The organism is Leifsonia sp. Root1293 (genome assembly GCF_001425325.1).
Classification (GTDB): domain Bacteria; phylum Actinomycetota; class Actinomycetes; order Actinomycetales; family Microbacteriaceae; genus Orlajensenia.
In genome coordinates this window covers 1,548,395-1,573,973 of the sequence record NZ_LMEH01000001.1, presented here as the reverse complement: position 1 = coordinate 1,573,973, position 25,579 = coordinate 1,548,395, and the positions used below count along the sequence as shown (strand labels likewise).

The following is a 25,579-nucleotide window of genomic DNA, read 5'->3' as shown; positions in this document are numbered from 1 at the left end:
CACTACGCGCGGCTGTCCACAGCATCGGCTTCGGCGACAGATGCCGGCTCCGGCGCCGGTTGGTCGGGAGCACCTGCCTGACCGTCCGCGGGTTGCGGCGTCCGGAGGCCACGCCTGGACATCCGCACGATGAGGAGCACGATCGCGGCGATGGCGGCGACCAGCAGGAGCCACGGCAGGAACGCGCCAATGACGACGAGGGTTCCCGCGAGGAAGGCGACGAGGGCGTTCCAGCCGGCGAGGAAGCCGTCCCAGAACGTGCGCGGAGACCCGGGGGAGACGACGCCCGGTGCCGTGAAGTCGACCGACAGCGTGGAGAAGGCGACCTGGTCGGCAAGGTAGTCCCGCTGGGTGGTGAGGCTGTCGAGTTCGGCCTGGCGTCCGGAGAGGGCGTTCTCGATCTCGATGAGGTCGGCGGTGGAGTCCGCGTCGGCCATGAGGCTCTCGAGTCTCTTCGTCGAGGTCTCGAGAGCACTGATGCGTGCGTCGATGTCCTGCTTCTGCTGCGTGACGTCGGTCGCCTCCGTCGCATAGCCGGTCACGTCGCCGAGCTTCTCGACGTCGGCGACGAGCTCCGTGTAGCGATCCGCCGGAACCCTGATCACCAGGGATGCCCGCGCCGGCTGCGAATCCGTGCCCGGCTGCTCGTTCTGCGAGTCGACGCGTCCATCGGCGGCATCGACCAGAGCCGCCGCCTCACCGGCTGCCTGGACGGGGTCGTCGGCCGTCACCGACATCGTGCCCGTGGTGACGACGTCACGGGATTCGACGCTGGGGGCTTTCCCGCCGGCGGCTTCATCGGCGGACTCGCCGCCCGCGTCGAAGGCGCCGTCGGCCGGTGCCGGTTCCGCGACCGAGTCGCGGCCGGACTCGGACTCGGACGAACCGGATGCCGAGCATCCGGCGAGCAGCAGGGTGGCGGCCACGGCGACGACGGTGGCGACGGTGGCGAAGTGCGCGCGCTTCATGCCTGCACTGTAGAACCGCTGATCAGCGGCAGGGTGGGACGCAACCCGATCGTGATGTCACGATCGGGTATCGCGGGAGCTCTGCGCGCTCCGCCGGCGGGGACGGCACCACTCCGCAGAGCGATCCGATCGGCCGCCTCGGGTCCGGCCTAGGCTGAAGTCATGGAACATCGCACTCTCGGACGTACCGGCCGCACAGTCTCGGTCATCGGTCTCGGCACCTGGCAGCTCGGAGCGGACTGGGGTGACGTGAGCGAGTCCGATGCGCTCGATGTGCTCGCCGCATCCGTCGACGCCGGGGTCACCTTCTTCGACACGGCCGACGTCTACGGCGACGGCCGATCGGAGAGCCTGATCGGCGGCTTCCTCGCCGACAACCCCGGTCACGGCATCACCGTCGCGACCAAGATGGGGCGCCGCGTCGACCAGCTTCCGGAGAACTATGTTCTGGCGAACTTCCGGGAGTGGACGGATCGCTCGCGGCGGAACCTCCGCGTCGACACCCTCGACCTCGTGCAGCTGCACTGCCCGCCGTCGGCCGTGTTCACCAGCGGTGAGGTCTACGACGCTCTCGACACCCTCGTGGCCGACGGCGTCATCGCGAACTACGGGGTGAGCGTCGAGACCTGCACCGAGGCCCTCGACGCCATCGCCAGGCCCGGTACGGCGAGCGTGCAGATCATCTTCAACGCCTTCAGGCAGAAGCCGCTCGACGAGGTGCTGCCGGCGGCGCAGGCCGCCGGCGTCGGAATCATCGCGCGCGTTCCGCTGGCGTCCGGCCTGTTGAGCGGCAAGTACACCCGGGAGACGACCTTCGCGGCCAACGACCACCGCAACTACAACCGCGACGGCTCGGCATTCGACGTGGGGGAGACGTTCTCGGGAGTGCCGTGGGAGACGGGGCTCGAGGCCGCCCACGAGTTCGCCGAGCTGGTTCCGGATGGCGTCCCCGTCGCCGAGGCCGCACTCGCCTGGATCGCCCAGCACCCCGCCGTGAGCGCCGTCATCCCGGGAGCGCGTTCGGTGAAACAGGCCGTCGCGAACGCCGCCGCCGGTTCGACGCCGCCCCTGGGCGCCGACTTCGACGCTGCTGTCGCCGACCTCTACGATCGCAGGCTGCGGTCGCTCATCCACCCGCGGTGGTGAGCGGGGCCCTGACCCCTCGCTGATCGAGTAGTGACCGACGAAGTCGGACACGTATCGAGATCACCTGCAGTGCGGCGCATCCTCGAGTATCGCCGTCGTGATGATGGTCTCGATACGGCTGCTCGCTGCGCTCGCGGCCTACTCGACCAGCGGGGTGTCTGCTCGCTGCGCTCGCGGCCTACTCGACCGGCGGGGTGGGTCGGCGCCTAGTCGTCGTCCGGATCCCGCCCGGTGCGCTCACCGGAGTCCATCGCCGCGATCGCGTCGACGTCGGCATCCGACAGCTCGAAGTCGTAGACGTCGGCGTTCGCACGGATGCGCTCCGGCGACGCCGACTTCGGGATGACCACGGTGCCCTCCTGAAGGTGCCAGCGGATGGCCACCTGGGTGGCGGTCTTGCCGTGGCGCTGGCCGATGGCGGTCAGCGTCGGATCAGAGACCGCCCGACCCCGAGCCAGCGGCGACCAGGCCTCGGTGACGATGAGGTGTTCGGCGTGGAAGGCGCGCAGCTCGCGCTGCTGCAGCCACGGATGCAGCTCCACCTGGTTCACGACCGGGTGAACGCCGGTCTCGTCGAGCAGGCGCTGCAGGTGATGGCGGTGGAAGTTGGAGACGCCGATCGAGCTCACGCGCCCCTCCTCGCTGAGCCTGATGAGGGCGCGCCAGGTCTGCACGTAGCGGTCGGTGCTGGGCACGGGCCAGTGGATGAGGTAGAGGTCGAGCCTGTCGAGGGCGAGGCGCCGCATGCTCTCGTCGAAGGCGCGCAGGGTCTCATCGAAGCCGTGATCGGCGTTGCCGACCTTCGAGGTGACGAACACGTCGTCGCGCTCGATCCCCGAGTCGTCGATCCCGAGTCCCACCCCGGTCTCGTTTCCGTAGAGCGACGCCGTGTCGACGTGCCGATAGCCGGCATCCAGGGCGGCGACGACCGCTGCCGGGGTGTCGGCATCCGGAATCTTGTATACGCCCAGACCGAGCTGCGGGATGCTCAGTCCGTCGCTCATCGTGAGGCGATGCGAGAGGTCCATCAGCTCGGCTGCACGGGGACGGGCTCGGTGTCGGGCAGGGGGCTCGCATCGCGACCGCGCAGGTCGGGATGCCAGCGCTTGCCGACCACCGGAACGATGAATCCGACGAGGGCGAACGCCGTGGCGGCCCAGAACGCTCCGACCGGTCCGCCGGTGTCGATCAGGAAGCCGGCGGCGGCGGAGCCGAGCGCCGCGCCGATGAGCTGTCCGGTGCCCACCCAGCCGTACGCCTCGGCGGTGTCGCTGAACTTGACGCTCGCCGACACCATGGCGAACAGCACGGCCAGCGCCGGGGCGATTCCGATGCCGGCGACGAAGAGGGTGACGGAGAGCCAGAGGAACTCCTGACCCTCCATCGCCACGAGGCCGATCATGGCTGCCGCGGTGCCCACGAAGACGATGAACATGCGGCGGGCGCTCGCCCACGGGCCGATGGCGATGTGGCCGAAGCTGAGGCCACCGGCGATGGACCCGATGGAGAAGATCGCCAGAACGATGCCGGCCTCTGCTCCGCCGTGGCCGAACACCGCCACGACGCCGGCCTCGATGGCAGCGCAGGCGCCGACGAGGAGGAAGCCGACGACTGTCGCCAGCATGACCGGTGGACGTCGGAGCACGGTCCCGAAGCGCCGCTTGCTGCGGGGGATGCGCACCCGGCCCAGCTCGGGTGACGACAGGAACCAGAGCCCACCGCCGACGAGGAAGATCACGGCGGTGAGGATGCCCCACACCGTGCTGATCTGCGTGGCGATGAAGGTGGTGACCACGGGGCCGACGACCCAGATGATCTCCTGGGCGGTCGCGTCGAGGGAGAAGAGGGGGGTCAGCTGGCGCGAGTTGACCATCTTGGGATAGATCGTGCGCACGGCCGGCTGGATCGGCGGCATGCTGAGTCCGGCGATGGCACCGACGGCCATGTACCAGGGCACGGTGAGCGGCAGCAGCGCGATGGCGGTGACGGCGGCTGAGCAGATCACGATGGTCACGGCGATCACCTGCCGCATGCCCCAGACGCCCATGAGACGGCTGGTCAGCGGCCCGGCTATGGCCTGACCGATGCTGGTGGCAGCGAGGACCAGTCCAGCCGACCCGTAGGAGCCCGTCTGCTGTTCGATGTGGAGCAGGAACGCGAGCGACAGCATCCCGAACGGGAAGCGGGCCGTGAGCTGCGCGCTGATGATCCGGGCGACGCCCGGCGTCTTCAGGAGATCGGAGTAGGCGCTCACGATGATCCAGACTATCCGGTTGGTCGTTCGCCCCGTCAGCGGGTTAGCGTGTACTGATCACGAACCCGAGGGGTGCCATGCCAGACCAGCTCATCAGCGTTGACGAGCTCGCCACATCGCTGTCCGGCGACGCCGCGCCCAAGCTCCTCGACGTGCGCTGGAGCCTCGGAGGGCCGGACGGCGCCGACGAATACGCGCTCGGTCACATCCCCGGCGCGGTCTACGTCGACCTCGACACCGAGCTCGCGGGGCACGGCGCTCCGACGGACGGCCGGCATCCGCTTCCCTCCGAAACCGACCTGGAGAGCTCCGCACGATCGTGGGGACTGAACCAGGGCGATGCCGTCGTCGTCTACGACGACCGCGGGGGACAGTCCGCAGCCCGCGCCTGGTGGCTGTTGCGCCACGCCGGCGTCGCCGACGTGCGCCTGTTCGACGGCGGGTGGTCGGCCTGGACCGCCGCGGGTCGTCCGACGTCGACGGATGCCGCGGCTCCGCCGCCGGGCGACGTCACCCTGCGCTACGGCCACCTCGCGGTGCTCGACATCGACGAGGCTGCAGCGCTTCCGGCCAGCGGCGTACTGCTCGACGCCCGTGCCGCCGAGCGCTACAGCGGGGAGGTCGAGCCGATCGATCCGCGTGCCGGCCACATCCCCGGCGCCGTCAGTGCTCCGAGCGCCGGCAACCTCGACGCCGACGGCCGATTCCTCTCGCCCGGTGAGCTGGCCGCGCGGTTCTCGGGCCTGGGCGTCGACTCCGAGCATCCCGTCGGCGTGTACTGCGGTTCCGGCGTGACGGCTGCGCACGACGCCCTCGCGCTCACCATCGCGGGATTCGAACCAGCCCTCTATCCGGGCTCCTGGTCCCAGTGGGCCAACCATCCTGATCGACCAGTCTCCACCAGCACCAACTAGAAAGCAGATATCTCCATGCGACTCACCAGATCCCTTCCGGTCATTCTCGCCGCCACGGCGGCGACGGCGATGCTGCTCACGGGCTGCGTCGACAACTCGACCCCGGCCGAGACCACCGGAGCCTCGACGGCCACAGCCACCAAGGACGAGGCGGCGGCCAAGCTCCTTCCCGAGAAGGTCGCCTCCTCTGGCAAGCTCATCATCGGCACCGACCCGACCTACGCCCCGAACGAGTTCAAGAACGAGGCCGGCGAGCCCATCGGCTGGGGCATCGAACTCGCGGCAGCCGTCGCGGCCAAGCTCGGCCTCACGCCCGAGTACCAGGTCGCCAAGTTCGACAACATCATCCCGAGCGTCACCGGCGGCAAGGCCGACATCGGCGAGTCGAGCTTCACCGACACCGTCGAGCGCGAGAAGCAGGTCGACTTCGTGAACTACTACACCGCCGGCATCCTCTGGGCATCGGCGAAGGGCAACGACATCGACCCCGAGAACGCCTGCGGCCTCACCGTCGCGGTTCAGGCGACCACCTACGAGGACACCGATGAGGTTCCCGCCAAGAGCGACGCGTGCGTCGCCGCGGGCAAGGAGCCGATCAACAAGGTGCAGTACGACACCCAGGATGCGGCGACGAACGCCGTGGCCCTCGGCCAGGCCGACGCCATGAGCGCCGACTCGCCCGTCACCCTCTACGCCATCTCGCAGACGGACGGGAAGCTGCAGGCTGCCGGCGAGTCGTTCGACGAGGCACCGTACGGCATCGTCGTCGGCAAGGACTCCGGACTCACCGAGGCCATCCAGGCGGCGGTGCAGTCACTCATGGACGACGGCACCTACACCGAGATCCTCGAGTCGTGGGGCGTCGCCGACGGCGGCATCACCGAGGCCACCATCAACGCGGCATCGAACGGCTGATGATGTCGGACGACGAGCGTCGGCCTGAGCCGATCAAGGCCATCAAGCTGAAGCATCCGTGGCGCAACGTGTTCGCCGTGGTGCTGATCCTCATCGTCGCGCTCGTCGTCATCGACGCCGCCCAGAGGCCGGCGTTCGACTGGGAGGCGGTCGGCAAGTACGTCTTCGACAGGCGCATCTCGCAGGCGGCCCTCGTGACCCTCGAGCTCACGGTGCTGTCGATGGTGATCGCCATCGTGCTCGGCATCCTGCTCGCCGTCATGCGGCTCTCGCCCAACCCCGTCGTCAAGAGCGTCGCGTGGGTGTACCTGTGGATCTTCCGCGGCACACCGATCTACGTGCAGCTCACGTTCTGGGGACTCATCGCGGTGATCTACCAGTCGATCGACATCGGGGTGCCATTCACGGAGCCGTGGGCGTCGTTCGAGACCAAGAACGTGATCAGCGTGTTCTGGATCGCCGTGATCGGCCTGGCGCTGAACGAGGCCGCCTACATGGCCGAGATCGTTCGTGCCGGCCTGCTGTCGGTCGATCGTGGGCAGGAGGAGGCGGCGACGGCACTCGGCATGAGCTGGTCGCAGACCATGCTGCGGGTCGTGATCCCGCAGTCGATGCGCATCATCATCCCGCCGACGGGCAACGAGGTGATCTCGATGCTGAAGACCACATCGCTCGTCACCGCCGTGCCATTCGGCCTCGACCTCTACAACCGGGCGCGCGACATCTCGGCCGAGACGTTCAACCCCATTCCGCTGCTCATCGTGGCGTCGCTCTGGTACCTGCTGTTCACCTCGATCCTCATGATCGGCCAGTACTTCCTCGAGAAGCGCTTCGCACGCGGCGTCGGCGATCGCCGACCCGAGAAGGGTGCCGGTGCCGGCCCGACCGGAACCCTGCCGGTCGTCGGTGCCGGTCAGCCGACCGTCATCGCGCCATCCGCATCGACCGAGGCCGGAGGCCACTGATGACCGACACCACAGCATCCGCGGCAGCATCCGTCCCCATGGTGCTCGCCGACGGCGTCTCGAAGAGCTTCGGCTCGAACGAGGTGTTGAAGTCGATCTCGCTCGAGGTGAAGCGCGGCGAGGTCATGTGCCTCGTCGGGCCATCCGGCTCCGGCAAGTCGACGTTCCTGAGGCTCATCAATCACCTCGAGATCCTCTCGGCCGGGCGGCTGAGCGTCGACGGCGACCTGGTGGGCTATCGCGAGCACGGGGGAAAGCTCTACGAGCTCAAGCCGAAGGAGGCGGCGATGCAGCGCCGCGACATCGGAATGGTGTTCCAGCGCTTCAATCTCTTCCCCCACATGACGGCGATCGAGAACGTGATGGAGGCGCCCATTCGCGTGAAGGGCCAGCAGAAGGGGGAGGTGCGCAAGCGCGCCCTCGACCTGCTGGCGCGCGTCGGACTCGCCGAGCGCGCCGACTACTACCCGGCGCACCTCTCGGGCGGCCAGCAGCAGCGCGTCGCGATCGCGCGGGCCCTCGCCATGGATCCGAAGCTCATGCTCTTCGACGAGCCGACCAGCGCGCTGGACCCCGAGCTCGTCGGCGAGGTGCTCGACGTCATGAAGGAGCTCGCGACCTCGGGCATGACCATGATCGTGGTCACGCACGAGATGGGGTTCGCCCGCGAGGTGGCCGACTCGCTCGTGTTCATGGACGGCGGGGTCGTCGTCGAGTCCGGCGATCCGCGTGAGGTGCTGTCGAACCCGCAGCACCAGCGCACCAAGGCGTTCCTCTCGAAGGTCCTGTGATCTTCGTTCGCTGAGGCCCGCGCAGAGCGCGCGACCGAAGCGCGCTTCGGACGGTCGCTTCGCTCGGTCCTCACCGAGCGGGTTGTGCGCGCTTGCGCTGAGGCCTGCGCGAAGCGCGCGGCCGAGGCGTAACTCGACGCAACCCGCGTGGGGCGGGCATCCGTTGCCGACATAGCCTGTCTCCCATGTCCATCGCCGAGTCGCCGTCGCCTGCGGTGCCGCCCGCCCTGGTGGCCGCTCTCGACGCACCGGCGTGGGAGGTGCTGCCGTCCGTGACGCACCTCATCGGCGAGACGCCGATGGTGGAGCTCTCGACTCTGACCCGCGGCCTGCCGGCGCGCGTCGTCGTGAAGCTCGAGGGTCGCAATCCGGGAGGATCGGCCAAGGACCGCGCCGCACTCGGCATGGTGCGCGCCGCCGAGGCCTCGGGGTCGCTCGCCCCGGGCGGCACCATCGTGGAGTCGAGTTCCGGCAACACCGGCATCGGCCTCGCGCTCGTGGGCCGTCTCACCGGGCATCCCGTCGTCATCGTGCACGATGCACACACCTCGGCCGAGAAGAAGTCGCTCCTGGCCGCCTTCGGTGCCCGACTCGTCGAGGCCGACTGGGATGCATCTCCCGACGACCCGGCCAACCCCCGGGCCACCGCGACGCGCATCGCCGCGGAGACTCCCGGGTCGTGGCAGTCGCGCCAGTTCGACAACGCCGACAACCCCGAGGCGCACGTGCTCACCACCGGGCCGGAGCTCTGGCGCCAGACCGCCGGCCTCGTCACCCACTTCGTGGCGGCCATCGGCACCGGAGGCACCATCAGCGGGGTCGGACGGTACCTGCGGCACGTCTCCGACGGCCGCGTGCGCGTCATCGGAGCCAATCCGGTCGGCTCGACGTACGGCGGTGGGGCCGACGGCCCGATCCGCATCGACGGCGTCGGCACCCGCTGGCCGCGCGAGTGGTGGCCGCGGAACGTCGACAGCGCCGTCATCGACGAGGTGCGCACCATCGAGGACGACCGCGTGCACGACATCGCCCGTGCCCTCGCGCTCGAGGAGGGCCTGCTGCTGGGACCGTCCTCGGCCCTCGCCATCGCCACGGCACTCGAGGTCGCCGCCGAGGCGCCAACGGGATCCGTCATCGCCGTCATCTCGGCCGATTCCGGCCTCAACTACCTGAGCAAGGGACTGTACTCATGAGCCTGCTGCACTTCGGATGGTTTCTGGGAGCGGGCTTCGGGGTGCAGGGCTGGGGTGATGACAGCTACGGCGTCGGCTACGACTGGAAGAAGCCGCAGGTCTACCAGGACGCCGCTCGCGTCTTCGAGGCGTCCGGTCTCGACCTCCTCGTCATCGAGGACGGCGTGACGGTGCCGGACACCTACGGCGGAACCTCCGAGGTGAACCTCGCCAGTGCCCGGTTCGTGCCGAAGCACGACCCGCTTCCGCTCGTGCCCTATCTGCTCGGAGCCACCTCGAAGCTCGGCATCGTGCCCACCCTCTCGGCGAGCTTCTACGAACCTTTCACCGCCGCACGCCTGCTGTCGACGCTGCAGCACTTCGCAGACGGTCGCCTGGGCTTCAACGTCGTGACCAGCGGCAGTGATCTCGCCGCCCAGAACTACGGTCTCGACAAGCAGATCGAGCACGACCTCCGCTACGACAGAGCCGACGAGTGGATCGACGTCGTGCGCAAGCTGTGGCGTTCGTGGGAGCCCGACGCCATCGTCGAGGATGCCGATGGCCGGGTGTTCGCTGATTACCGCAAGGTGCACACCATCGACCACGATGGTCGCTTCTTCAGGGTGCGCGGTCCGCTCACCAACGCTCCGATGCCCGAGGAGCCTGTCATGGTGCAGGCCGGTGCCTCCGGCCGTGGGCAGGCGTTCGCGGGCAGGAACTCCGACGTCGTGCTGGCTCTGGCATCGACGCCGGAACGGATGCGGGCGCACCGCGACGCTGTGCGCCAGGCCGCGGAGGACGCCGGACGCTCCCCGGACGAGATCCGCGTGCTCTTCGTCGTGCAGCCGATCGTGACGGCGAACGCCGAGGAGTCGGCTGCGGTGCGGGCGGCACGGGCCGAGCTGACCCAGGCGGCCATCGATGAGGCACTGCAGTCCGTCTCCTATCTGTCCGGCGTCGACTTCAAGCAGTTCGACCTCGATGCTCCGCTGCCCGAGCTCAGCACCAACAGCAATCAGGGCACCCTCGACAACTTCGTGAGGAGCGCGCCGGCCGGCTCGACCCTCCGCGAGATCCTGAAGACCCGCGCGCAGGGCGACGGCCTCGCCGTCATCGGAACGCCAGACGAGGTCGCCGACCACCTGGCGACGCTGGGCGAGCAGGTCGGAGGAGACGGCTTCCTGTTCACGGGTCACGTGCACCCGGCCAACGTGCACCGCATCCTCGATCCGCTGGTCCCTGCGTTGAGGCGACGGGGAGTCCTCCGCACCGAACTCGGCGACGGCGGTCTGCGGCAGAACCTGCTGGACTTCTGATGACCGAGAGGGCCGAGGTGGAGCTCGGTGCAGAAGCCGCGACCCCGGACGACATCCGCCGGATCGCAGCCGGGGCACCCGTCGTGATCGCCGAGGCCGGACTGGAGCGCGTGCGCGCCGCGAGGACGGTCGTCGAGCGGGTGCTGGCGTCGGGGGAGTCCGTCTACGGCCTCACGACGCGGCTCGGCGCCGGTCGTGACGAGCGGATCGAGGACCTCGCCGCCTTCCAGCGACAGGTCGTGGCGAACCATGACGGCGGTGCCGGCGACAGTCTGCCGGAGCAGGCGGTGCGAGCCATCATCGCGTCGCGGCTCGCCGTGCTGCTGAACGGCGGTGCCGGCGTTCGCGAGGAGCTGGTGCAGGCCACGGCGGCCCTCCTGCTCGACCCGCCGCCTGTGCATCGCCTCGGCTCCGTCGGCGCTGGGGACCTCACCCACCTCGCGGCACTGCTCGCGGCCATCGGCGAGCTTGGCCTCGTGCTCGCGCCGCACGAGGCGGCCGCCTTCCTGAGCGCCAACGCCGCGACGATCGGCCAGGCCGCGCTCGCCGTCGACGAGCTCCGTGGAACCGTCACGGCAGCCGACACCGTTGTCGCGCTGAGCCTGCAGGCCCTCGGTGCGCACGGGCCGGCCGGCTCGCTCTCGCCCTACTCGGCGGCCGTCCAGGCGGCCACGGGTCGAACCGGTTCCACCCGCAGCGCCGAGCGCATCCGTGCCACGCTCGAGGGGAGCTTCCTGGAGGACGCCGACCGTGCCGTGAGCGTGCAGGATCCCCTCTCCCTGCGAACGGCGCCGCAGGTGCACGGCGCTGCTCTGGACATCGCCGACACCATCGACCGGGAGCTCGGCATCGAGCTGGCCGCACGCCCGGAGAACCCCGTCGTCGACGGCGACAGGATGCTGTCCGGCGGCAACTTCACGGCCGTGGGCCTGGCGATCGCCATCGAGAGCGCCCGCCTCGCGCTCGCCCATGTGGCCGCCGCGAGCGAGCGCCGGACCGCGTTGCTGTCGGCGGAATTGCGCACGCACCGCGCTGCCGGCCGCACACTGCTGCCCGGCCTCACCTGGTACGCCGCCGCCGACGCCCTCGCCGAGGTGCGCCAGCTCGCCGCTCCCGTCTCCCTGGGTGCGACGGTGCTCTCGGGCGTCGAGGACGTCGCCTCGTTCGCCCCGGCCGCGCTTCGCCTGCTCGAGCGCAGCCTGCAGCTCACCCGGACCGTGCTGGCCGTCGAGGCCCTGCACGCGGCGGAGTTGCTGGCACTGGCGGACTCACCGCCGACGGTGTCGCCGGCATCCGAGCCCCTGTTCGAAGCCGTGGCGAGCCTCCGCGGGGGGCCGACGCCCGACGCCGTCGCCAGAGCATCCGCCCTGCTGGAGAGTCTTCACGCCTCCGGGGTGAGCGTCTTCTCGAACCGCAGGTAGCCGTACGACTCCCAGTCGCCGTCGACATCGAACAGCGGGGTGTAGCCGAGGCTGCGGTAGAGCGCGACAGCCTCGGGCTGGCGAGCCCCCGTGGTGAGTTCGAGGCGACGGATGCCGCGACGCGACGCCTCGGCCTCGAGCTCGGCCATCACGCGCCGCGCGAGGCCGCGGCGCCTGTGGGCGGAGTGGGTCCAGACGCGCTTGATCTCCACGGCGTCGTCGCCGGCGCGCTTGAATGCGCCGCCGGCGACAGGGTCCCCGGCGGCATCGAGCAGCAGCAGGAAGTCCCCGCCGAACTCGGGAGTGAACAGCTCGGCCGGGTAGCGCGAGAGCTCGACCGACGAGGGGATGCCGTCGTTCAGTCCGTAGCGCTCGTCGTACTCCCGCGACAACTCCTCGACCAGGGGACGGGCGAGCTCGTCGTCGGAGCGCACGTGGACGACGGTGACGGGAGCAGCGTCGAGATCAGGCATGCGGGAAACGCTACTCGCGCCCGGCTGGGTGCCTGCTCAGGATGACGAACCGTTGCGGACGTCACGGGTGTCTCGGGACATCCGCTCGCCACTTCTGGTCGCTCGGGCGCGTGGATGCGACCGAAACCGGCGAGTGGAAGCATGTCCAGCGCCAGGGGGCCGCGGAGCCTGGTCAGGCAACCGGCAACCCGACTCAGCGCCCGCTCAGCACCTTCACGATGCGCTGCAGCGACACCGTCTCCGCTGCACGCAGCTCCTGCGCGAACAGGCTGATGCGCAGCTCCTCGATCATCCAGCGCGCCTTCACGAGCGACGGTGTCGCTCGCGCGTCGATGGGGATCGTGCCCCCGGCCTCCTCGTAGCGCGCCGTGGCGTTCTGCACCTCGGTCATCCACACGCGATCGCGCGCCGGGTTCTCGCGGAGCTTGACCACGCGGGCGAGGATGCCGTTGAGGTAGCGCGGCACGTGCCGCAGCCGCTCGAGCCCCGTGGCCGAGACGAAGCCCGGGTACACCAGTCCGCCCACCTGCCCGCGGGCATCCGTCAGCGCCGAGATGACCTGCATGCTCGTCGCCTCCTTCAGCGCCTTGTCGACGGAGCGGGCGGCGGAGAGCGTGCGCGAGACCAGCCCGACGGTCTCGAACATCGACTCCATGATCACGCCGGAGACGCGGTCGCGCACGGCCTCGAACTCCGAGCGCTGGAACAGCATGCCGTCGGGGGCGATGCGATAGAGCACGTCGTCGATGCAGGCCAGCAGGCAGTCGTCGAACAGGGCGGTCGTGCTGCGATAGGGGCTTGCCGCCAGCGCGAGCTTCTCGGTGTTCGTGAGGTGCTGCTGCACATAGCTCGACGGAGACGGAACGGCGAGGGCGAGCAGGCGACGGATGCCGCCCGGCATCGCAGCCGCCTGGTCTTCGGCCGTCGGCAGCAGACGCAGGCTCACCGATGCCCCGTCGTCGACGAGGGCGGGGTAGGCGCGGATCGAGTTGCCGGCGACGCGGGTGTCGACATGACGCGGGATCTCATCAAGGTCCCAGGTGGTGATGCCGGTGCGCTCGCTGAACGCGCCGGTGGGCCGCAGCCGGGTGCCGGTGAGGGCGTCGCGGGCGGCAGCGACCTGGGTCGGGCCACCGGCCCGTTGGCGCGGCTGCTTCTCGGCGAAGGTGCGGGCCACGGCGTCGCGAGCCTTGTCGGCGAGCTGCAGCTGCAGCGCGCGCAGGTCCTTGCCCGAGGCGACGGGCCGGCCGCGGTCGTCGACGATGCTGAAGGTCACGCGCAGGTGGCCGGGGATGCGGTCGAGCTCGACATCGGCGGCCGTGACGGGCGTGTACGTCAGCCGTTGGATGATCGCGGCGACGGCGGCGGTGAACGGCTCGTCGGCCGGCTCATCCGGCAGCTCTGCGGCGATCTTCACGGCCCAGTCGTTCGCCGGGACGACCTGTCGACGGATGGCCTTCGGGAGCGCCTTGATGATGGCGGCGATGAGCTCTGTGCGCAGTCCCGCCACCTGCCAGTCGAAGCCGTTCGGGCTCACCCGGGCGAGCAGGGCCAGCGGGATGACAGCCGTGACGCCGTCGTCGACCGCGCCCGGCTCGAAGCGGTAGCGCAGCGTGAAGCGCTGGTCGTCCTGCCGCCAGCTCGGCGGGTAGGCCGTCTCGTCGACCTCGGGTGCATCCTCTGGGGCCAGAGCCTCCGGCGTCATCGTGAGCAGGTCGGGGGTGTCGTTGCGAGCGCGCCGCCACCATCCCTCGAAGCTCCGCGTCGAATATACGTCGGCGGGTATGCGCTTCTCGTAGAACTCGAAGACGGCCTCGTCATCGAACAGGATGTCGCGGCGACGCGTGCGTTCCTCGAGTTGCTCTAGCTCGGTGCGGAGCTTGCGATTGGCGCGATCGAAGGCCTGCTTCGAGTCCCACTCGCCCTGCACGAGCGCGTGCCTGATGAAGAGCTCGCGGGCGTAGGGCTGGTCGATGCGGGCGAACTGCACCCGGCGCCTCGGGATGATCGGAACTCCGTACAGCGTCACCTTCTCGTAGGCGACGACAGCGCCCTGCGTCTTCTCCCAGTGCGGTTCGCTGTGGCTGCGCTTGAGCAGGTCTCCGGCGAGCGGCTCCGCCCAGGCCGGGTCGATGGCGGCGTTCATGCGGCCGAAGAGGCGACTGGTCTCGACGAGCTCGGCGCTCATGACGGCATCCGGCTGCTTCTTGGCAAGCGATGAACCCGGGAAGATGGCGAAGCGCGCCTGGCGTGCACCGATGTACTCGATGCGCGGGCGGCCGCCGGCTCCCTTGGCCGGCTTCTCGTCCTTGAGTCCGATGTGGGAGAGCAGGCCCGAGAGCAGGGCCTTGTGGATCCCGTCGGCGTCGGGGGAGTCGCCCGCCAGCTCGCGGTCGTTCACCGTGAGGCCGAGCGGCTTCGCGAGCTGGCGCAGCTGGCGGTAGACGTCCTGCCATTCCCGCACGCGCAGGTAGTTGAGGAACTCGCTCTTGCAGAGTCGCCGGAACGCGCTCGACGACAGCTCCTTCTGCTGCTTCTCGATGTGGTTCCACAGGTTCAGCAGGGTGAGGAAATCGCTCGTCGGGTCGGCGAAGCGGGCATGGAGCTGATCCGCCTGGGGCCGCTTCTCGAGCGGACGCTCCCGCGGATCCTGGATGGTGATGCCGGCCACGATCGCCAGCACCTCGCGGCTCACGGCCTGCGTCTTCGACTCGATGACCATGCGGCCGAAGCGCGGATCGATGGGCAGGCGGGCGAGGTCGCGTCCGATGCGCGTGAGACGCAACGAGGCGCCCTTCTCCACCGCGCCCAGCTCCTTCAGCAGGTCCAGGCCGTCCTTGATGCCTCGCGAGTCGGGTGGAGTGAGGAACGGGAAGTCCTCGATGGATCCGAGTCCGAGCGAGATCATCTGCAGGATGACGGCGGCGAGGTTCGTGCGCAGCACCTCGGGCTCGGTGAACTCGGGGCGACGGGTGAAGTCCTCCTCGGAGTACAGCCTGATGGCGATGCCGTCGCTCGTGCGGCCGGAACGGCCGGAGCGCTGGTTCGCCGACGCCTGCGAGATCGCCTCGATCGGCAGGCGCTGCACCTTCGAGCGCACGCTGTACCGGCTGATGCGCGCAGTTCCGGCATCCACCACGTACCGGATGCCGGGAACCGTGAGCGAGGTCTCCGCCACATTGGTGGCCAACACGATGCGACGTCGGACGCCGGCGGTCTTCGAGGGCTCGAACACACGGTGCTGGTCGGCGGACGAGAGTCGGCCGTAGAGGGGGAGGACCTCGGTGACGGATGCCCCACCCTGGTAGTGGCCGCGCACGGCCTCCTCGGCGTCGCGGATCTCGTTCTCGCCCGAGAGGAAGACGAGAACGTCGCCGGTCGACTCGCGTGCCAGCTCGTCGAGGGCGTCGATGATGCCCTGCAGGTAGTCCTTGTCGTCGCGGGCGGCTCCGTCGTCGTCCTCGTCATCGCCCTCCGTCTCGGCGACCAGGGGTCGATAGCGGATCTCGACGGGGAAGGTGCGCCCAGAGACCTCGATGATCGGAGCGGGCTTGCCGTCGGAATCCGCGAAGTGCTTCGCGAAGCTCGCCGGGTCGATGGTCGCCGAGGTGACGATGACCTTCAGGTCGGGGCGGCGGGGGAGCAGCTGCTTCAGGTAGCCGATGAGGAAGTCGATGTTGAGGCTGCGCTCGTGCGCCTCGTCGATGATGATCGTGTCGTACTTCGACAGCAGTCTGTCGTGGTGCATCTCGTTGAGCAGGATGCCGTCGGTCATCAGCTTCACGCGGGTGTCGGCCGACGAACGATCGGTGAAGCGCACCTGGTAGCCGACGAGGCCGCCCAGCTCGTCGCCGAGCTCCTCGGCGATGCGCTCGGCGATCGTGCGAGCAGCGAGGCGCCGTGGTTGCGTGTGGCCGATGTTCTTGCGACCCAGCTCGAGGCAGATCTTGGGCAGCTGCGTCGTCTTGCCCGAGCCCGTCGCTCCGGCCACGATCACGACCTGGTTGTCTCGGATGGCGTCGGCGATCTCGCCGCGCATGCGGCTGACGGGCAGCTCCGGAGGGTAGGTGATGACCGGGATCGTCGGGGTCGTCGCGGTCTCAGCCATAGCCATCCATCTTAAGCCTGTGCCCGGTGCTGATCGGGCGGAGGGGTCGGCACGGACCTCACCCCGTTGCACAAAGTCATTGACACTGCAGAGTACTTTGCGATACAAAGTTAACCAGCACCGAAGCAGCCCGGCACCGAAGTGGCCCTGCAGCAGTCAGATCCGAACCGGTGCGATGACGAGAGCGAGTCGACCATGACGAACCACGACACCGGGGGTGCCGCCTCCGTCGATCGCGACGACGAGGCGCTGGCGCCCGAGCAGATGATGGCCCTGTTGAACGATCAGCAGCGCAGCGTGCAGGGGCAGATGGGCGGCTTCGTTCCGGTCATCATGCTCACCTGGGGTGTTGTCTGGCTCCTGGGCTTCGGATGCCTCTGGCTCATCGACGGACTCCAGCCCGAGTTCGGCATCCCGCCGGGTGTCGCCATCACGGTGTTCTGCGTGCTTCTCGTGGTGGCCGTCGGCGTCTCGACCTTCCTCGGAGTGCGCTCGAGTCGCGGCATCCGTGCCTCATCGGCATCCTCGTTCACCGGAGCCGTGTACGGCATGACCTGGTGGGTCGGCTGCGTCGCCATCGCCGCGTTCGGAGGAGCCCTCGCCGTCAACGGCATGGACCGCGAGCTCGCGAACATCTTCTACCCGACCGCCTACGTGCTCTTCTCCGGCGTCATGTTCATCGTCGCGGGTGCGATCTGGCGGGCTGTGCCCTCGGTCATCCTCGGCGGCTGGACCGTGCTCGTCGCCGTCGTGGCGCCGTACTTCGGGTACCCGACGCACTACCTGGTGCTGGCGATCGGTGGCGGCATCGGCTTCCTCGCGCTGGGCGTCGCCTCGGCGGTGCACCTGCGCACTCTGCGGACGAAGGCGTCGGCACCGGCATCGGGAGCGCGGACCCGTGCCTGACCTCGACCCCGTCATCCACGCTCAGGCGCGCCTGCGCATCACGGCGGCACTCGCGACACGCGAGCCGGGGGAGTCGATCGCGTTCCCCCGTCTCCAGGAGCTGCTCGACATGACCGCCGGCAACCTCTCCACTCACCTGCGCAAGCTCGAGGACGCCGGCTACATCGACGTCGAGAAGTCGCACAAGGGCCGCACCCCTGTCACCTACCTGGCGCTCAGCAAGACCGGGCGGCGGGCATTCGAGGACTACATGGACACCCTCAGATCCGTATTGGGAACCCCATCATGATCACCGCAGACTCGCCCACCACGCCCGCGCCGGCCGGCACGACGCTGGCATCGCTCAGGAACGTCAGTCGACGATTCGGCGACAGGCTCGCCATCGACGACGTCACCCTCGACATCGAGGCGGGAAGCATCCTGGGGCTGCTCGGTCCCAACGGGGCCGGCAAGACCACGCTCATCTCGCTGCTCGAAGGGCTGAGATCGCCGTCGAGCGGAACCGTGCGCCTCTTCGGCGGATCCCCGGGCGATCACCGCAACCGCGTCGGCCTCGGAAGCACTCCGCAGGAGACGGCATTGCCAGCCACCCTCAGGGTCGGCGAGGTCATCGACTTCGTCGGCAGGCATTTTCCCGAGCGGATGCCGACGGCCGACCTCGCCGGGGAGTTCGGGCTGACCGAACTCCTGCGACGCCAGACCGGCTCGCTGTCTGGAGGGCAGAAGCGCAGGCTCAGCGTGGCGCTGGCCTTCGTGGGGAGACCACGGCTCGTGCTGCTCGACGAACCGACGACCGGCCTCGACGTCGATGCCCGTCGCACCCTGTGGGACGCGCTCCGGCGCCAGCACGAGGCCGGGGCGACGGTCGTCGTCACGAGTCACTACCTCGAGGAGATCGAGGCCCTGGCCGAGCGTGTCGTGGTGATGGCGCACGGCAGGGTGATCGCCGACGACACGGTGCCGCGGGTGCTCGCCCGCGTCGCGCTCCGCCAGGTGCGGCTGGTCTCGCCCGAGGTGTGGCGCATCGCAGCCCTCGACGGCGTCGTCAGGCACGAGGCATCCGGTGACGGCTCGACGACCTTCTACGCCCAGGACTCGGACAGGCTCATCGTCGACCTGGTGCGATCGGGCATCCCGTTCTCCGGCCTCGCCGTGCGCGGCGCCACGCTCGAGGAGGCCTTCCTCACCCTCACCGGAGACGCGGCTCCCGGCTCCGTCGAAGCCACGTCGGAAGGAACCGGCTCATGAGCACCGTCCAGCTCACCCTGCTGCACGCGAAGTACTCCATCATCGAGACGGCGCGCATCCCGATCGCCCTCATCGGCTCGCTGGCCTTCCCCTCCCTCGCCCTGCTGTTCTTCGTGGTTCCGCAGCGCACCGTCGCCGACGATCCCGTCTTCGCGACGCAGGCCGTGATCTCCCTGTGCGTCTTCGCCGTGATGTCGAATGCACTGTTCGGCTTCGGACTCACCATCTCCGAGGCGCGTGAGAAGCCGTGGGATCCCTACCTGCGCACCCTGCCTGCTCCCGGAGTGGCCAGAGTGCTGGCACACGTGTTCTCGACAGGCGCCCTCGGTCTCGCCGCGATCATCCCGGTGATCGTGATCGGCGGGCTCGCGACCGCGGCCCAGGCGCCCCTCGGCAATGTGCTCGCCGGCTTCGTGGCGCTCGCCGTCTCAGGACTGACGTTCATGTTCATCGGCATCTGCATCGGATACTCGATGCCGTCGAAGGCGGCCATCGCGGTCGTGCAGGTGGTGATGTTCGCGCTCGCGTTCATCGGCGGACTGTTCCTGCCGCCCTTCCTCTTCGCCGACTGGCTGAACACCATCTCGATGTTCACGCCGTCGCGGCAGGCCCGCGAGCTCGTCATCTGGGCCGTGCAGGGCGGAGAGCTCGAGCCGTGGGTGTGGCTGGGCGTCCTCGCGTGGACGATCGTCACCTTCACACTCGCGCTGCTGCTGTTCCGACGCGACGAGGGCCGCCGCTACCGCTGACGAACGGATGCCCGCCGAAACGCGGTTAGCGTTGAAGGCACTATGCCGATGACCCCCGAGCTCCTCGCCCTGCTCCGCCAGCCCAGCCCCTGCTTCCTCTCCACCATCATGAAGGACGGCTCACCTCAGGTGACCGAGACGTGGGTGGACACCGACGGCAGCAACGTCATCATCAACTCCGTCGTCACCCACCTCAAGGTGCGCAACGTCCGCCGCGACCCGCGGGTCGCCGTCGCCATCCAGGACCCGGAGAACCCGTTCCGCTTCATCCAGGTGCGCGGTCGCGTCACCGCGATGACCACCGAGGGCGGCGAGGAGAGCATCGAGGCGCTGTCGCAGAAGTACACCGGTCGCGCCTACCCCTGGTACGGAGGCCGCGACCAGCAGCGCATCATCCTGACCATCGACCCCGAGAAGGTCAGCGGACAGGGCTGAGGCCTGCCACGCCAGTTCGTGTGCGTTCGCGCCACATCGGGTGGCGCGGATCCCCGCGAAATGGCGTGACGACCCACGGGCACCCCACGTCAACCCCCGGGAGTGTGCCTCGCATCCGTGATGGGATTGAGAACATGACGAACACCGTTCCCAGCATCACCCTCAACGACGGCCACACGATCCCGCAGCTCGGCTTCGGCGTGTTCAAGGTCGACCCGGCCGAGACGGAGCGCATCGTGACCGCCGCGCTCGAGGTCGGCTACCGCCACCTCGACACCGCCAAGGTCTACGGCAACGAATCCGGCGTCGGCAAGGCGATCGCCGACTCCGGCATCGCCCGCGACGATCTCTTCGTCACCACGAAGCTCTGGAACGACGACCAGGGCACGCAGTCGGCATTCGACGCCTTCGACCGCAGCCTCGAGCAGCTCGGGCTCGACTACGTCGACCTCTACCTCATCCATTGGCCGAGCCCGAAGAAGGACCGCTACGTCGAGAGTTGGAAGGCACTCGAGCAGATCCAGGCGTCCGGCCGCGCACGCTCCATCGGAGTCTCGAACTTCCTCGTCCCTCACCTCGAGAAGCTCCTCGCCAGCACCGACGTCGTTCCCGCCGTCAACCAGATCGAGCTGCATCCGGCGCACCAGCAGCCGGCCGTCACGGCGTTCGCCCGCGAGCACGGCATCCACATCGAGGCGTGGGGTCCACTCGGACAGGGCAAGTACCCGCTCTTCGAGGCCGAGGCCGTCGCAGGTGCGGCATCCGCCCACGGCAAGACGCCGGCCCAGGTCGTCATCCGCTGGCACCTCCAGACGGGCAACATCGTCTTCCCGAAGTCGAACCGTCGGGAGCGCATGGCGGAGAACTTCGACGTCCTCGACTTCTCGCTGACGGATGCCGAGGTCGCCGCGATCACGGCGCTCGAGCGCGAGGGGCGTGTGAGCGCGCACCCCGACGAGGTGGAGTAGACCCAGAACCGGATCTAGCCGGTGAAACCCACTGGCGACCCCGACAGCGAGAAAGTCCCGTCGCGGTTCCAGTGGGCTTCCACCTGCCAGGGCGCCTGGGTCGGAGTCGGCCCGTCCGCGAGCAGGCTGACAGGTCGAGCCGCAGGGACGATCGCCGTCACGCGGAGGCCGTCATCGGAGATCTGCTGTTCCGTCCCGCAGTTCGCCTCGTAGTTCTCACCGGTCTTCAGCAGTACCAGGCAGAACATGTCCCGGCTCTTGCGCGCCGCGAAGATGTCGTAGCCACCGCCGTTGGTCGACGGGTCGTAGATGCGCTGCAGGTCGCTGGCGTCGAACTCGGCGAGGATCTCCGTCGGGAGCGAGCGCACGTCGGGCGCGGCGCGGTCGAAGACGGCCAGGACGGCGTGGTCGACCGGCGGTTCGGCGGCGCCGAAGTACGACACGGCACCGGTGCGCCCGATCATGGTCGGCGGGGTCATCTCGTCGACGACGTTCTGGGCGCCGTACGCAGCGATCAGCCCGACCGCAATGCCGGAGGCCACGAGGGCTGCACCGCGCCAGCCTCGTCTGGAGCGCGATTCGGTGTCGGAGCCGGATGCGGTCTCCTCAGCCCCGTCGACGTGCCCGGGCTGCGCAGGCTGGGTGCCAGGATCCGTCGACGGACGGGCGCTCGTCGAAGCGGCGGCTGCTGCTGCTGCGGCCGTCGCGGCAGCCGTCGCGGCGGCACGGTCGAACTCCCGCAGCGCCCACTCGCTGGGCCGCATCCGCAGTTCTTCTCCGCTCGTCGCATCGCGGTAGGACTGCTCGAGCTCGGCCTGACCGGCAGCGGAGTAGACGCGGGCGAGCAGCGCTGAGCGCTCCTCGAGGCCATCGTCGGCAGTCGGCATGCGGCCAGAGTACGCCGCGCGACCAGTCGTAGGCTGGGAACATGGCGCTCAATCGTCTGGCCGACTCGACCTCTCCGTACCTGCTCGCCCATGCCACCAATCCGGTGCAATGGTGGCCATGGGGAGCCGAGGCCTTCGCCGAGGCGAAGCGCCGGGACGTGCCGGTCTTCGTGTCCATCGGCTATGCCACCTGCCACTGGTGCCACGTCATGGCGCGGGAGAGTTTCAGCGACCCGATGATCGCCGCATACCTCGACGACAACTTCGTCGCCATCAAGGTCGATCGCGAAGAGCATCCCGACGTCGATGCCAGCTATCTGGCCGCAGCGGGCGCCTTCACGAAGGAGCTCGGCTGGCCGCTGAGCGTCTTCACCACCCCCGACGGCCTGGCGTTCTTCGCGGGAACGTACTATCCGCCGCGTGCCGTGCAGGGTGTTCCGGGATTCCTCCAGCTCCTCGGTGCCGTGACCGATGCCTGGACCGATCGCCGTGCCGATGTGCTGGGCACGGCCTCGGCCATCGGAGAGGCGCTGGCGGCGGCCGGCGCTGCCTCGGCCCAGACGCCGGACGGCGACGTGGACCTCCCCGACGCCACGGCCCTCGATGACGCCGCCACCGGACTCATCGCCTTCGAGGACCACGTTCACGGGGGATTCGGCACGGCGCCGAAGTTCCCCGTGGCCCCGGTACTCGCCTTCCTCCTGGAGGGAGGCGGGGACGGCGCCGCATCAGCGACCCGCTCGCTGAAGGCGATGGGGGCCTCGGCCCTGCGCGATTCCGTCGAGGGCGGCTTCTTCCGCTACGCCACCCGCCCCGACTGGACCGAACCGCACTATGAGCGCATGCTCTACGACAACGCCCTGCTTCTCGACACGTACACGACCGCGTGGAGGCAGAACCCAGACCTGAACCCGTGGGCGGCCACCGTCGCCTCGGAGGTCGCGCGTTTCCTTCTCGAACGGATGCAGCTCCCCGACGGCGGATTCGCCAGCGCCCAGGACTCGGAGAGCACCATCGACGGGCGACGCTCCGAGGGCGGCTATTACGCGCTCGACCGTGAGGGGCGCACGCACCAGACGCCACCAGCCCTCGACCGCAAGCTGCTCACGGGCTGGAACGGCCTCGCCATCGGTGGGCTGAGTCGCGCCGGTTTCGCCTTCGGTCGCCCGGACTGGGTCGCCGCGGCCGCCCGCGCGGCTGACCGTCTTCTCGACCAGCACGTGCGACCGGACAGGCTCGTGCGTTCGTCGCTCGACGGCCGGGTGTCAGAGGCCACGGCCACCCTCGAGGACTACGGCATGCTCGCCGGCGGTCTGCTCGACCTCGCCCTGGCCAGCGGCGTCGCCCGCTACGCTGCCGCAGCGCGGGAACTCGTCGCCGCTGTCATGCCGAGCGCTGGCGGATTTTTCAGGGTTCCCGGCGGACCGGACCCCGTTCTCGCCGCGCAGGGCATCGCCCTGGGCGTCGACCCGTCCGAGGGTGCGTACCCATCGGGCTTGACCGCGACCGCAGACGCAGCTCACAGGCTGTTCCTGCTCACGGCCGACCGGGACTTCCTCGACGCCGCACGCACGGCGATGGGTTTCGCGGCCGCAGGCGCCCTCGCGAACCCGCTCGCCGCCGGCGGAGCGCTCGCCCTGCTCCGGCGCCTGACCCGGCCGATCGTGCAACTCGTGACGGTGGTCCCGGATGCGGCCGTCGCCGTCGCCAGCGGTGCGCCGGCCGCCGCCGCCGACGCTCTGACGAACGCCGCACTTCGGCATCCGGCATCAGTCAGCACCATCGTCACCGATGCCCAGGCGCGGGAGTTCGCCGAGGCCGGCTTCGAGCTCTTCGAGTACCGCAGCAGTGTCGACGGAGCGGCGGCGGCCTATCTCTGCAGCGATTTCGTCTGCCGCCTGCCGGTGACGGACCCGTCGGAATTGCAACGACAGCCGTAACAAAACGCACTCTTACGTCGTGTTGCTGGATCGCTGGCGGCGGGGTGGGGACGCGCCTAGCGTCGCTGCCATGCCCATCCTGAATGTCGTCGCCGTCTCCGGAAGCCTGCACGCTCCGTCGAAGACCACAGCCCTCGTCCGCGAGATCGTGCGTGTGCTCGAGCGCACGCTCGGCGGTGCTGTCGAGGTGCGTACACGCTTCGTCGAGCTGAGCGTGAGCGGCCCGGCCTTCGCCGGCGCTCTGCGCCGCGATCAGCTCTCACTGGAGGCCGAGGAGGAGCTTCGGGCCATCGAGGCCGCCGACCTCCTCATCGTGGCCAGTCCCGTCTATAGGGCCTCGTTCACCGGACTGTTCAAGCACCTCTTCGACTTCGTCGGGCAGTACTCGCTCATCGACAAGCCGGTCCTGCTCGCGGCGACCGGCGGCAGCGACAGGCACGCGCTCATCATCGAGCACCAGTTCCGTCCGCTGTTCTCCTTCTTCCAGGCGTTGACCCTGCCCATCGGCGTCTACGCGAAGGACGCCGACTTCACCGACTACGTGGTGACCAACCCGGCCCTCGACGAACGCATCGAGCAGGCCATCAACCGCGGGCTGCCCATCATCCGCACCATCGTCGCGCCGGAAGACGTCTCGGCGTACGTCGGAACCTGGTGATGGCGGTGACTCTCGCCGGCAGGCCGGGCGTCGTCGGGTCCTCGCTTCGGGTGCCGCTGGTGACGGGCGGCGACAGCCGGTACGTCAACCTCGACTACGCAGCGAGCGCCCCGGCCCTGACCGCCGTCGCCGACCACGTCGCCGAACTGCTCCCGCTCTACGCCAGCGTGCACCGCGGCGCAGGCTATGCGTCGCAGGTCTCGACCAGCGTCTACGAGAATGCCCGCGGCATCGTCGGCGAGTTCGTGAACGCCCGCGAGAGCGACGTCGTCGTCTTCACCCGCAACACCACGGAGGCGCTCGGCCTGCTCGCCAGCGCCGTCCCCGGCGAGACCGTGCTGCTCGACATCGAGCACCACGCGAACCTGCTTCCGTGGCAGCGGCGGGCGGCCCGCATCGTGCTGGCGGCCGACACCCTCGCCGAGACGCTCGCACGCCTCGACGCCGAACTCGCCGCGCGCCCGGCCGCGCTGGTGACGGTGACGGGGGCGAGCAACGTCACGGGCGAGACCATGCCGCTCCGCGCCATCGCGACGATCGCCCACCGCCGGGGCGCCAGGCTGGCCGTCGACGGCGCCCAGCTGGTACCGCATCGCCGCGTCGACCTGCTGCGCGACGGCGTCGACTACCTCGCCTTCTCCGGCCACAAGGTCTACGCCCCCTTCGGTGCCGGAGTGCTCGTCGGGCGCAAGGACTGGCTCGACGCCGCGCCACCCCTGCTCCAGGGCGGGGGAGCGGTGGTCGAGGTCACTCTGCACGGTGCCACCTGGCATCCGGCGCCCTCCCGCCATGAGGCCGGCTCGCCCAACGTCGTGGGGGTGGCGGCCCTGGCCAGAGCCGTCAGCGAGATCGGCCGGCTCGATGCCGATGAGTGGGTCGCCGACGACCGTGCCCTCCGCGGCCGGCTCGTGGCCGGGCTCGAGGCACTGCCCGGCGTGCATCCGCACCGCATCTTCAGCGACAGTGTCGACGCCGTCGGCGTGGTGTCGTTCTCCATCGACGGAACCGATGCCGGGCTCGTCGCCGCCTACCTCTCGGCGGAGCACGGCATCGGCGTGCGCGACGGGCGCTTCTGCGCGCACCCCCTCCTCGCCAGGCTCGGCGTCGACGGGCCGGCGCTGCGCGCGAGCTTCGGGGTCGGATCGACGGATGCCGACATCGATGCCCTGCTCGGCGCCCTGACGCTGTTCCTCGCCAGCGGCCCGGCCTGGCGCTACGAGTACGTCGACGGCCAGTGGACGCCGGTCGACGACGCCAGGCCCAGGCCGGACTGGGCACCTGCACGGGGAGCATCGGCCGTACGATTCGGCTGCGCTGCCTGATGGGTGGCAGGGAGCACATC

Annotated in this window: 23 protein-coding genes; 17 read left to right on the top strand and 6 right to left on the bottom strand. The window is 69.4% G+C overall.

The features are described from left to right. Positions 1 to 2: 2 nt before the first annotated feature. Entirely contained in the window at positions 3 to 968 is a 966-nt protein-coding gene (locus tag ASC59_RS07345) for a DUF4349 domain-containing protein (protein WP_055820198.1), read from the bottom strand. A 162-nt stretch (positions 969 to 1,130) separates the two neighbouring features. Between ASC59_RS07345 and ASC59_RS07340 the strand changes: the two genes are divergently transcribed. After that, the gene (locus ASC59_RS07340; RefSeq protein ID WP_055820195.1) at positions 1,131 to 2,114 is read left to right on the top strand and encodes an aldo/keto reductase; all 984 of its coding nucleotides are present in this window, start codon (positions 1,131 to 1,133) and stop codon (positions 2,112 to 2,114) included. 206 nt (positions 2,115 to 2,320) lie between these two features. Here ASC59_RS07340 and ASC59_RS07335 read toward each other — a convergent pair whose 3' ends face one another. Both ASC59_RS07335 and ASC59_RS07330 read right to left on the bottom strand, forming a co-directional pair. Then, positions 2,321 to 3,118, bottom strand: coding sequence for an aldo/keto reductase (locus ASC59_RS07335; protein ID WP_235492611.1), 798 nt, complete (start codon positions 3,116 to 3,118; stop codon positions 2,321 to 2,323). A gap of 23 nt (positions 3,119 to 3,141) precedes the next feature. Beyond that, the gene (locus tag ASC59_RS07330) at positions 3,142 to 4,368 is read right to left on the bottom strand and encodes an MFS transporter (RefSeq protein ID WP_055820190.1); all 1,227 of its coding nucleotides are present in this window, start codon (positions 4,366 to 4,368) and stop codon (positions 3,142 to 3,144) included. A gap of 77 nt (positions 4,369 to 4,445) precedes the next feature. Here ASC59_RS07330 and ASC59_RS07325 point away from each other — a divergent pair, with 77 nt between their 5' ends. The 7 genes from ASC59_RS07325 (at position 4,446) to ASC59_RS07295 (ending at position 11,865) form a co-directional block, all read left to right on the top strand. Further along, the gene (locus tag ASC59_RS07325; RefSeq protein WP_055820187.1) at positions 4,446 to 5,282 is read left to right on the top strand and encodes a sulfurtransferase; all 837 of its coding nucleotides are present in this window, start codon (positions 4,446 to 4,448) and stop codon (positions 5,280 to 5,282) included. Positions 5,283 to 5,297: 15 nt separating this feature from the next. Then, positions 5,298 to 6,197: an ABC transporter substrate-binding protein gene (locus ASC59_RS07320; protein WP_055820184.1), complete on the top strand. Its 900-nt coding sequence runs from the start codon at positions 5,298 to 5,300 to the stop codon at positions 6,195 to 6,197. Beyond that, the gene (locus tag ASC59_RS07315; protein WP_055820181.1) at positions 6,197 to 7,162 is read left to right on the top strand and encodes an amino acid ABC transporter permease; all 966 of its coding nucleotides are present in this window, start codon (positions 6,197 to 6,199) and stop codon (positions 7,160 to 7,162) included. Before ASC59_RS07320 ends, ASC59_RS07315 begins: the two co-directional genes overlap by 1 nt. Beyond that, positions 7,162 to 7,953, top strand: a complete 792-nt coding sequence (locus ASC59_RS07310) for an amino acid ABC transporter ATP-binding protein (protein ID WP_442915075.1) — start codon at positions 7,162 to 7,164, stop codon at positions 7,951 to 7,953. Before ASC59_RS07315 ends, ASC59_RS07310 begins: the two co-directional genes overlap by 1 nt. Positions 7,954 to 8,138: 185 nt before the next feature. Beyond that, on the top strand, positions 8,139 to 9,146 hold the full coding sequence (locus ASC59_RS07305) for a PLP-dependent cysteine synthase family protein (RefSeq protein WP_055820178.1): 1,008 nt from the start codon (positions 8,139 to 8,141) through the stop codon (positions 9,144 to 9,146). After that, positions 9,143 to 10,444 (top strand): NtaA/DmoA family FMN-dependent monooxygenase, encoded by a 1,302-nt coding sequence (locus ASC59_RS07300; protein ID WP_055820175.1) that lies wholly within the window; start codon positions 9,143 to 9,145, stop codon positions 10,442 to 10,444. The genes ASC59_RS07305 and ASC59_RS07300 overlap by 4 nt, the downstream gene beginning before the upstream one ends. Beyond that, positions 10,444 to 11,865 carry an aromatic amino acid lyase gene (locus ASC59_RS07295; RefSeq protein ID WP_055820171.1) on the top strand — a complete coding sequence of 474 codons (1,422 nt, stop codon included), beginning with the start codon at positions 10,444 to 10,446 and terminating at the stop codon, positions 11,863 to 11,865. The genes ASC59_RS07300 and ASC59_RS07295 overlap by 1 nt, the downstream gene beginning before the upstream one ends. On the opposite strand, the gene ASC59_RS07290 is transcribed toward ASC59_RS07295, so the two are convergent. Both ASC59_RS07290 and hrpA read right to left on the bottom strand, forming a co-directional pair. After that, entirely contained in the window at positions 11,826 to 12,338 is a 513-nt protein-coding gene (locus ASC59_RS07290; protein WP_055820168.1) for a GNAT family N-acetyltransferase, read from the bottom strand. The genes ASC59_RS07295 and ASC59_RS07290 overlap by 40 nt on opposite strands. 193 nt (positions 12,339 to 12,531) lie before the next feature. Further along, the gene (hrpA, locus tag ASC59_RS07285; protein ID WP_157487949.1) at positions 12,532 to 16,446 is read right to left on the bottom strand and encodes an ATP-dependent RNA helicase HrpA; all 3,915 of its coding nucleotides are present in this window, start codon (positions 16,444 to 16,446) and stop codon (positions 12,532 to 12,534) included. 195 nt (positions 16,447 to 16,641) lie between these two features. On the opposite strand from hrpA, the gene ASC59_RS07280 reads away from it, so the two are divergent. From ASC59_RS07280 to ASC59_RS07255, 6 genes are all read left to right on the top strand, one after another. Beyond that, positions 16,642 to 17,352 carry a hypothetical protein gene (locus tag ASC59_RS07280; protein WP_157487948.1) on the top strand — a complete coding sequence of 237 codons (711 nt, stop codon included), beginning with the start codon at positions 16,642 to 16,644 and terminating at the stop codon, positions 17,350 to 17,352. Beyond that, a complete protein-coding gene (locus ASC59_RS07275) occupies positions 17,345 to 17,641 on the top strand; it encodes a transcriptional regulator (RefSeq protein ID WP_055820160.1) in 297 nt (98 codons plus the stop codon). Before ASC59_RS07280 ends, ASC59_RS07275 begins: the two co-directional genes overlap by 8 nt. Further along, entirely contained in the window at positions 17,638 to 18,600 is a 963-nt protein-coding gene (locus tag ASC59_RS07270; protein ID WP_082513463.1) for an ABC transporter ATP-binding protein, read from the top strand. Before ASC59_RS07275 ends, ASC59_RS07270 begins: the two co-directional genes overlap by 4 nt. Then, positions 18,597 to 19,349 carry an ABC transporter permease gene (locus tag ASC59_RS07265; protein WP_055820157.1) on the top strand — a complete coding sequence of 251 codons (753 nt, stop codon included), beginning with the start codon at positions 18,597 to 18,599 and terminating at the stop codon, positions 19,347 to 19,349. The genes ASC59_RS07270 and ASC59_RS07265 overlap by 4 nt, the downstream gene beginning before the upstream one ends. A 48-nt stretch (positions 19,350 to 19,397) precedes the next feature. Beyond that, positions 19,398 to 19,784 carry a PPOX class F420-dependent oxidoreductase gene (locus ASC59_RS07260; RefSeq protein WP_235492610.1) on the top strand — a complete coding sequence of 129 codons (387 nt, stop codon included), beginning with the start codon at positions 19,398 to 19,400 and terminating at the stop codon, positions 19,782 to 19,784. Between the two features lie 134 nt (positions 19,785 to 19,918). Continuing rightward, positions 19,919 to 20,752, top strand: a complete 834-nt coding sequence (locus ASC59_RS07255; protein ID WP_055820152.1) for an aldo/keto reductase — start codon at positions 19,919 to 19,921, stop codon at positions 20,750 to 20,752. A gap of 14 nt (positions 20,753 to 20,766) precedes the next feature. On the opposite strand, the gene ASC59_RS07250 is transcribed toward ASC59_RS07255, so the two are convergent. Further along, entirely contained in the window at positions 20,767 to 21,639 is an 873-nt protein-coding gene (locus ASC59_RS07250) for a hypothetical protein (RefSeq protein WP_055820150.1), read from the bottom strand. A gap of 41 nt (positions 21,640 to 21,680) precedes the next feature. Between ASC59_RS07250 and ASC59_RS07245 the strand changes: the two genes are divergently transcribed. From ASC59_RS07245 to ASC59_RS07235, 3 genes are all read left to right on the top strand, one after another. Further along, on the top strand, positions 21,681 to 23,579 hold the full coding sequence (locus ASC59_RS07245) for a thioredoxin domain-containing protein (protein WP_055820147.1): 1,899 nt from the start codon (positions 21,681 to 21,683) through the stop codon (positions 23,577 to 23,579). A gap of 70 nt (positions 23,580 to 23,649) precedes the next feature. Then, positions 23,650 to 24,237, top strand: a complete 588-nt coding sequence (gene msuE / locus ASC59_RS07240) for an FMN reductase (protein ID WP_055820145.1) — start codon at positions 23,650 to 23,652, stop codon at positions 24,235 to 24,237. Next, entirely contained in the window at positions 24,237 to 25,559 is a 1,323-nt protein-coding gene (locus tag ASC59_RS07235) for an aminotransferase class V-fold PLP-dependent enzyme (protein WP_055820141.1), read from the top strand. Before msuE ends, ASC59_RS07235 begins: the two co-directional genes overlap by 1 nt. The last annotated feature ends 20 nt before the right edge of the window (positions 25,560 to 25,579 follow it).

What these genes read in the sequence shown, in the direction of transcription:
- ASC59_RS07345 (WP_055820198.1), bottom strand. Translation starts at nt 968, where the DNA reads ATGAAGCGCGCGCACTTCGCCACCGTCGCCACCGTCGTCGCCGTGGCC.
- ASC59_RS07340 (WP_055820195.1), top strand. Translation starts at nt 1,131, where the DNA reads ATGGAACATCGCACTCTCGGACGTACCGGCCGCACAGTCTCGGTCATC.
- ASC59_RS07335 (WP_235492611.1), bottom strand. Translation starts at nt 3,118, where the DNA reads ATGAGCGACGGACTGAGCATCCCGCAGCTCGGTCTGGGCGTATACAAG.
- ASC59_RS07325 (WP_055820187.1), top strand. Translation starts at nt 4,446, where the DNA reads ATGCCAGACCAGCTCATCAGCGTTGACGAGCTCGCCACATCGCTGTCC.
- ASC59_RS07320 (WP_055820184.1), top strand. Translation starts at nt 5,298, where the DNA reads ATGCGACTCACCAGATCCCTTCCGGTCATTCTCGCCGCCACGGCGGCG.
- ASC59_RS07315 (WP_055820181.1), top strand. Translation starts at nt 6,197, where the DNA reads ATGATGTCGGACGACGAGCGTCGGCCTGAGCCGATCAAGGCCATCAAG.
- ASC59_RS07310 (WP_442915075.1), top strand. Translation starts at nt 7,162, where the DNA reads ATGACCGACACCACAGCATCCGCGGCAGCATCCGTCCCCATGGTGCTC.
- ASC59_RS07305 (WP_055820178.1), top strand. Translation starts at nt 8,139, where the DNA reads ATGTCCATCGCCGAGTCGCCGTCGCCTGCGGTGCCGCCCGCCCTGGTG.
- ASC59_RS07300 (WP_055820175.1), top strand. Translation starts at nt 9,143, where the DNA reads ATGAGCCTGCTGCACTTCGGATGGTTTCTGGGAGCGGGCTTCGGGGTG.
- ASC59_RS07295 (WP_055820171.1), top strand. Translation starts at nt 10,444, where the DNA reads ATGACCGAGAGGGCCGAGGTGGAGCTCGGTGCAGAAGCCGCGACCCCG.
- ASC59_RS07290 (WP_055820168.1), bottom strand. Translation starts at nt 12,338, where the DNA reads ATGCCTGATCTCGACGCTGCTCCCGTCACCGTCGTCCACGTGCGCTCC.
- hrpA (WP_157487949.1), bottom strand. Translation starts at nt 16,446, where the DNA reads ATGGCTGAGACCGCGACGACCCCGACGATCCCGGTCATCACCTACCCT.
- ASC59_RS07280 (WP_157487948.1), top strand. Translation starts at nt 16,642, where the DNA reads ATGACGAACCACGACACCGGGGGTGCCGCCTCCGTCGATCGCGACGAC.
- ASC59_RS07270 (WP_082513463.1), top strand. Translation starts at nt 17,638, where the DNA reads ATGATCACCGCAGACTCGCCCACCACGCCCGCGCCGGCCGGCACGACG.
- ASC59_RS07265 (WP_055820157.1), top strand. Translation starts at nt 18,597, where the DNA reads ATGAGCACCGTCCAGCTCACCCTGCTGCACGCGAAGTACTCCATCATC.
- ASC59_RS07260 (WP_235492610.1), top strand. Translation starts at nt 19,398, where the DNA reads ATGACCCCCGAGCTCCTCGCCCTGCTCCGCCAGCCCAGCCCCTGCTTC.
- ASC59_RS07255 (WP_055820152.1), top strand. Translation starts at nt 19,919, where the DNA reads ATGACGAACACCGTTCCCAGCATCACCCTCAACGACGGCCACACGATC.
- ASC59_RS07250 (WP_055820150.1), bottom strand. Translation starts at nt 21,639, where the DNA reads ATGCCGACTGCCGACGATGGCCTCGAGGAGCGCTCAGCGCTGCTCGCC.
- ASC59_RS07245 (WP_055820147.1), top strand. Translation starts at nt 21,681, where the DNA reads ATGGCGCTCAATCGTCTGGCCGACTCGACCTCTCCGTACCTGCTCGCC.
- msuE (WP_055820145.1), top strand. Translation starts at nt 23,650, where the DNA reads ATGCCCATCCTGAATGTCGTCGCCGTCTCCGGAAGCCTGCACGCTCCG.
- ASC59_RS07235 (WP_055820141.1), top strand. Translation starts at nt 24,237, where the DNA reads ATGGCGGTGACTCTCGCCGGCAGGCCGGGCGTCGTCGGGTCCTCGCTT.